This is a genomic window from Flavobacterium sp. AK-301, assembly GCF_058310215.1.
The window spans coordinates 1-606 of record NZ_JBZEES010000047.1 but is presented as its reverse complement, the minus strand read 5'-3'; the positions used below and the strand labels follow the sequence as shown (position 1 = coordinate 606).

General features: G+C 40.6%; 1 protein-coding gene. It reads left to right on the top strand.

Features of this window, described 5'->3' with window-relative positions; genetic code table 11:
- Positions 1-18 precede the first annotated feature (18 nt).
- On the top strand, positions 19-606 hold a 588-nt coding region (locus AC4FQX_RS15180), incomplete at its 3' end, for a contractile injection system protein, VgrG/Pvc8 family (RefSeq protein WP_491168564.1).

The following is a 606-nucleotide window of genomic DNA, read 5'->3' as shown; positions in this document are numbered from 1 at the left end:
GTAGTTATACGTATCCCTATGTATAACAAACCAGTGAATTATTCTGATCTGGAAATCCATCAGGAAATCCTGACGCACAGTCGCTTTCAGTTCCTATGGAGAATTTCAGACAATCTAATGACCAATCCTCTGGAAGATTTTGGATATTTTCAGAATAATCTGGATAATGAAATCACTTTTTCTTTATTTACCGGAGCAGGTAAAGAAGTCGTTTATAAAGGACTGATAACCGGTCTGGAAATGGTCAATAAAGACGGGGCAACCCGTGGTTTTATGGTAACAGGACATAGCCATACCATTGCGATGAATGACCTGAAACACAATCGTCAACATTTAAACAAAAGTCTTTCCGATATTGCCAAAGATACCATGAAAGGTCACATGCAGGGACTATGGGAACCGGAAGACATGACTCCTGAATACACCTCTCCTATCCCCAACTCCTTACAATCTGACGAAACCGACTGGGATTATCTAACCCGACTGGCAAAACAATACGGTGAATGGTTCTATTGGGACGGAACCCGACTACAGTTTGGAAAACTAAAAGAGTCCAAAACAATTTTAATAAACGGCGTACACCTCAGAGATTTTGGAATGAAAGCC